Here is a 4222-nt window from a genome sequence, read left to right on the forward strand (position 1 = left end):
AGCACCTGGTCGCCAACACCCGTGCCATGGCCTACCAGGTTTCCAAGGCCGGCCTGCTGGTGCTCACGCGCAGCCTGGCGCAGGCGCTGGGGCCGCAGGGCGTTCGCGTCAACATGGTCTCGCCCGGACACCTGGACTACTCGGTGGATATTCCGGACGACATCGGCGCCCACGTGCCGCTGGCGCGCCCGGCGCAGGTGGCCGATATCGCGGGTGCGGTGCTGTTTCTGCTGTCGACGGCCGGCGGTTACATCACCGGTGCCAACATCGACGTGGCCGGCGGTTACCGGCTGAGCCTGGCCGACACCCTGGAATGAGCCGGGCGCCGGCCGGCGTCAGTCGGCGCGCGCCGTGACCGGGTGGCGGGTCTTGCCATAGCGGCTGATGATCCCGGCCACGTACTGGCGGGTCTCGGCATACGGCGGCAGCCCGCCGTGGCGGGCGACGGCGCCTTCGCCGGCGTTGTAGCCGGCCAGGGCCAGGCGCACGTCGCCGCTGAACTGGCCCAGCAGCCAGCTCAGGTAGGCCATGCCGCCGCGCAGGTTCTGTTCGGCGTCCCACGGGTTGGTGACGCCAAAGCGCTCGGCGGTGGCCGGAATCAGCTGCATCAGGCCCTGGGCGTTCTTCGGCGAGCGGGCGTCGGTGCGAAAGGCCGATTCGGCCGCCACCACCTGCTTGACCAGTTCCGGGTCGAGTGCGTACTGCGGTGCCAGGCGCTCGATCATCTTCTCGACCGCCTGGCGGCCCGGCGAGATGACGGTTGCCGTCGCCGGCGGCGTGCCGCTGATCACGGTCGGTGGCTCGTACTTGCGCGGGCCGCGGCGGGCGGCGTAGTTGGCCGCCTTCAGGCTCGGCTTGCTCAGGGCCCGGTCGCTGAACACGGTGTGGCCGCCGGGCGTGCGGTAAATGAACACCTCGGCCTGTGCCTGGCCTGCCCACAGGGCCAGCAAGATCATTCCCCAGCGCCGCATAGTCCTGTTCACCGTCTCCCTGCCCGGCGTCGTTCGCCACGGACGTCAAGCATACCCGTGGCGGGTCGATAGTGTGTTGAACTGTTCAACGTCTGCCCGAGGGCGTCACTTGAGCACGTGACCATGAACGAGACCGAACCGCACGATGCCGATGACCGGCGCGCACTGCGCCAACTGCAGGGGCAGGTCGAATTCGTCTCCATGACCGCCGAGCTGCTCACGGCAGCGCGCTCGCACGTGCGCATCCTGGCGCAGGCGGCAGACCTGGGGTACCTCGCCCACGGCGAGGTGATCGAGGCCCTGCGGGCGCTGATCCGGCGCAGCCGGCGCACCCGCATCGAACTGCTGTTGCCGCCGGAGGTGGCGCGGGACGAGCGTGGCCGCGCGCTGTGGGACCTCGCCCAGCGCCTGACCAGCTTCATCAGCGTGCACCGCCTGGCCGATGAGGACGCGCAGCAGCCCGAAGCCTGGCTGACCGCGGATGGACGCGGCTATCTCTACCGCGCCCAGGCGGAGCGCCTGCGCGGCGAGGGCAGCCTGCTGGCGCCCGCCCGCGTGCGGGACCTGGACGAGCGCTTCGCGGCCCTGTGGCAGCACGGCGCGCCGGACCCGGACATGCGCCGGCTGCACGTGTGATCAGGCGCCGGCCCGCCGCCTGGCTGCTGCTGGGCCTGGCCCTGCTGGCCGGCGTCGCCACGGCGCGGCCGCAGATCGTCACCCTCACCCTGCAGCAGCGCCCGGCTGCCGAGCTGGTGCCCTTGCTGCAGCCCCTGTTGCAGGAGCGCGAGCGGGTCAGCGGCGACGGGCACACGCTGCTGCTCAGTGCCGAACCGGCGCGGCTGGAACAGCTGCGCGCCGCGGTGGCGCAGCTGGACCGCGCGCCGCGGCGCCTGCGCATCACCGTGCGGCAGGTCTTGAGCGCCGATGAGCGCCTGCACGGCGCCGGGGGCGACGACGCAGCGCGTCGGGTGGTGCGCAGCCCGCCGGATGCCGGCAGCAGCGCCCAGGCCCGCTACCGCGGTATCGGCGTCCACGGCGCCGACCCGACCGGTCGCCAGCGGGAGACGGCCATGCACAGCGTGCAGGCGCTCGAGGGCCGCCCGGCGCGGGTCGCGGTGGGCCTGATGGCGCCGTTCGACAGTCTGTGCGAGGACAGTCACGGCCAGCGGCAGGTGTGCACGGAGTATCGTGAGGTGAGCACCGGTTTCGAGGTGCTGGCCCGGCTTGGCGGTGCCGAAGAGGTCACGCTGGAGGTGCGGCCGCAGGCGCAGCAACTGGCCGGCCCGGGCACGGTGGCCTTCGCGCTCGCCCACACGCAGCTGCGCGGGCCGCTGGGGCAGTGGCTGGAGCTGGCCGGCGAGCTGCGCACCGCCGGCAACGAGGCCCGCGACGTGCTAGCGTCTACCGCCCGCCGCGACCGTACCGAGCGGCGCCTAGCCATCAAAGTGGAGCTGATGCCGTGAGCGCCCGTCTGTCATCCCGCCGACTGTTGCCCGTGGCGCTGAGCCTGCTGCTCGGCGTCGGTCTGGCGAAGGCCGGCGACATCTACCGCTGGACCGATGCCGACGGCCGCGTCCATTACGGCGACCAGCCGCCGCCGCAGGGCGCGCAGAAGGTGGACGCCCCGCCGCCGCCGCCGCTGTCCCCGGAGGAGGCCGAACAGCGGCTGGAGGAAATCCGGGCCCGCAACGCCGCCTCGGCCGAGGCCCGTGCAAAGGCGCGTGAGGAGCGCACCAAGGCCGAGGCGCAGCGCGAGCAGCGCGCCGCCGAATGCGCCGCCGCGCGGCGTCAGCGCGACGCCATGCTGGCGGCGCAGCGTATTCGCGGCGCCGATGGGCAGTGGTACACCGGCGAACAGCGCCTGGAGAAGCTGCGTGAACTCGAGAAGGCCATCGCCGAGCACTGCGGCGGCAACGCGGCGCGATGACGGCATTGTGGCGCGCGCTGGCGGGGTTGCTTGGTGGCCTGCTGCGCCTGCGCAGTGGCCCGCAGGACATGCCGCACTCGCCAACCCTGCTGATCCTGCTGCTGGTGCCGTATGCGGCGCTGGGCAGTGGGCTGGCCCTGGGCGCCCTGCCGCTGGCCAGGGCGCTGTGGTACGGCCCGGCCGAGACCGCGCTGATGGCGGCGCTGGTCTATGGCGTCCTGGCGCTGCGCGGGCGCCGTGGCCGCTTCGTGCAGACGCTGTCGGCGCTGGCGCTGGTCGGCAGTTTCTTCAATGCGGTGTCGGTGCCGCTGACCGCGCTGGCGCAACCCGGTAACGGCATCGGCCTGCTGATCCTGGCCGTGCTGATATGGAGTTTCACGGTATCGGTGCATGTCCTGCGTCAGGCGCTGGAGGTGCCGGTGCCGGCGGCGGTGTTGGTCAACCTCGGCTTTTTCTTCGTTGCCTACTCCACCCTGGGCCGTCTGTTCGGGTTGATTGACTGATGCATCTGCACATCCTCGGTATCGCCGGCACCTTCATGGCCGGCCTGGCGCAGCTGGCCAAGGCCCAGGGGCACGCCGTGAGCGGCTGTGACGCCGCCGTCTACCCGCCGATGAGCGATCAGCTGGCCGCCGCCGGCATCGCCGTGACCGACGGTTACGACCCGACGCAGCTCGGTTCGCGGCCGGACCTGTGTGTGATCGGCAACGCCCTGTCGCGCGGCAACCCGTTGGTGGAACACATTCTGGCCACCGATCTGCCGTACGTGTCCGGCCCGCAGTGGCTGGGCGAGCAGGTGCTGCCCGGGCGCCATGTGCTGGCGGTGGCCGGCACCCACGGCAAGACCACCACCGCCAGCCTGCTGGCGTGGATCCTGCAGCACGCCGGTCTCGAGCCGGGTTTCCTGATCGGCGGTGTGCCGCAGAATTTCGGTGTGTCGGCGCGGCTCGGCAGCGGGCCGTTCGTGGTCGAGGCGGACGAGTACGACACGGCGTTTTTCGACAAGCGGGCCAAGTTCCTGCACTACCGGCCGCGCACCGCCATCCTGAACAATCTGGAATACGACCACGCCGACATCTACCCGGACCTGGCCGCCATCGAGTGGCAGTTCCACCAGCTGCTGCGCACCGTGCCGGGCAACGGCCGGGTGATCGTCAACGCCGCCGACACGAACCTGGCGCGCGTGCTCGAACGCGGCTGCTGGACGCCGGTGACCGGTGTTGGACCCGGCGGGCAGTGGCAGGTCACGCCGCTGACGCCGGATGCCAGCCGTTTCGAGCTGATCGTGGCCGGCGAGTCCGTCGGTGTGGCCGAGTGGTCGCTG

The 4222-nt window shown here is 71.7% G+C and carries 7 protein-coding genes; 6 read left to right on the forward strand and 1 reads right to left on the reverse strand.

The annotated features are described in order from the left end of the window. Positions 1-317 (forward strand): SDR family NAD(P)-dependent oxidoreductase (locus tag ABYX71_RS10720; protein WP_372696488.1); only part of this gene is annotated, 317 nt, incomplete at its 5' end. A gap of 18 nt (positions 318-335) precedes the next feature. Here ABYX71_RS10720 and ABYX71_RS10725 read toward each other — a convergent pair. Continuing rightward, the gene (locus ABYX71_RS10725; protein WP_372696489.1) at positions 336-956 is read right to left on the reverse strand and encodes a lytic transglycosylase domain-containing protein; all 621 of its coding nucleotides are present in this window, start codon (positions 954-956) and stop codon (positions 336-338) included. A gap of 138 nt (positions 957-1094) precedes the next feature. Between ABYX71_RS10725 and ABYX71_RS10730 the strand changes: the two genes are divergently transcribed. The 5 genes from ABYX71_RS10730 to mpl all read left to right on the forward strand — a co-directional run. After that, positions 1095-1607, forward strand: a complete 513-nt coding sequence (locus ABYX71_RS10730) for a hypothetical protein (protein WP_372696490.1) — start codon at positions 1095-1097, stop codon at positions 1605-1607. Further along, a complete protein-coding gene (locus ABYX71_RS10735; RefSeq protein ID WP_372696491.1) occupies positions 1604-2434 on the forward strand; it encodes a secretin N-terminal domain-containing protein in 831 nt (276 codons plus the stop codon). The genes ABYX71_RS10730 and ABYX71_RS10735 overlap by 4 nt, the downstream gene beginning before the upstream one ends. Then, on the forward strand, positions 2431-2898 hold the full coding sequence (locus tag ABYX71_RS10740) for a DUF4124 domain-containing protein (RefSeq protein WP_372696492.1): 468 nt from the start codon (positions 2431-2433) through the stop codon (positions 2896-2898). Before ABYX71_RS10735 ends, ABYX71_RS10740 begins: the two co-directional genes overlap by 4 nt. Further along, positions 2895-3401, forward strand: coding sequence for a hypothetical protein (locus ABYX71_RS10745; RefSeq protein WP_372696493.1), 507 nt, complete (start codon positions 2895-2897; stop codon positions 3399-3401). The genes ABYX71_RS10740 and ABYX71_RS10745 overlap by 4 nt, the downstream gene beginning before the upstream one ends. Continuing rightward, positions 3401-4222, forward strand: an 822-nt coding sequence (mpl, locus tag ABYX71_RS10750) for a UDP-N-acetylmuramate:L-alanyl-gamma-D-glutamyl-meso-diaminopimelate ligase (protein ID WP_372696494.1), incomplete at its 3' end; no start/stop codon positions are given. The genes ABYX71_RS10745 and mpl, both read left to right, overlap by 1 nt.

Origin of the sequence: Immundisolibacter sp., assembly GCF_041625615.1 — a bacterium.
Lineage (GTDB): Bacteria > Pseudomonadota > Gammaproteobacteria > Immundisolibacterales > Immundisolibacteraceae > Immundisolibacter.

Bases quoted from the DNA above. Each gene is read 5' to 3' on its own strand.
- ABYX71_RS10745 (WP_372696493.1), top strand. From the start codon at position 2,895: ATGACGGCATTGTGGCGCGCGCTGGCGGGGTTGCTTGGTGGCCTGCTG.
- ABYX71_RS10730 (WP_372696490.1), top strand. From the start codon at position 1,095: ATGAACGAGACCGAACCGCACGATGCCGATGACCGGCGCGCACTGCGC.
- ABYX71_RS10725 (WP_372696489.1), bottom strand. From the start codon at position 956: ATGATCTTGCTGGCCCTGTGGGCAGGCCAGGCACAGGCCGAGGTGTTC.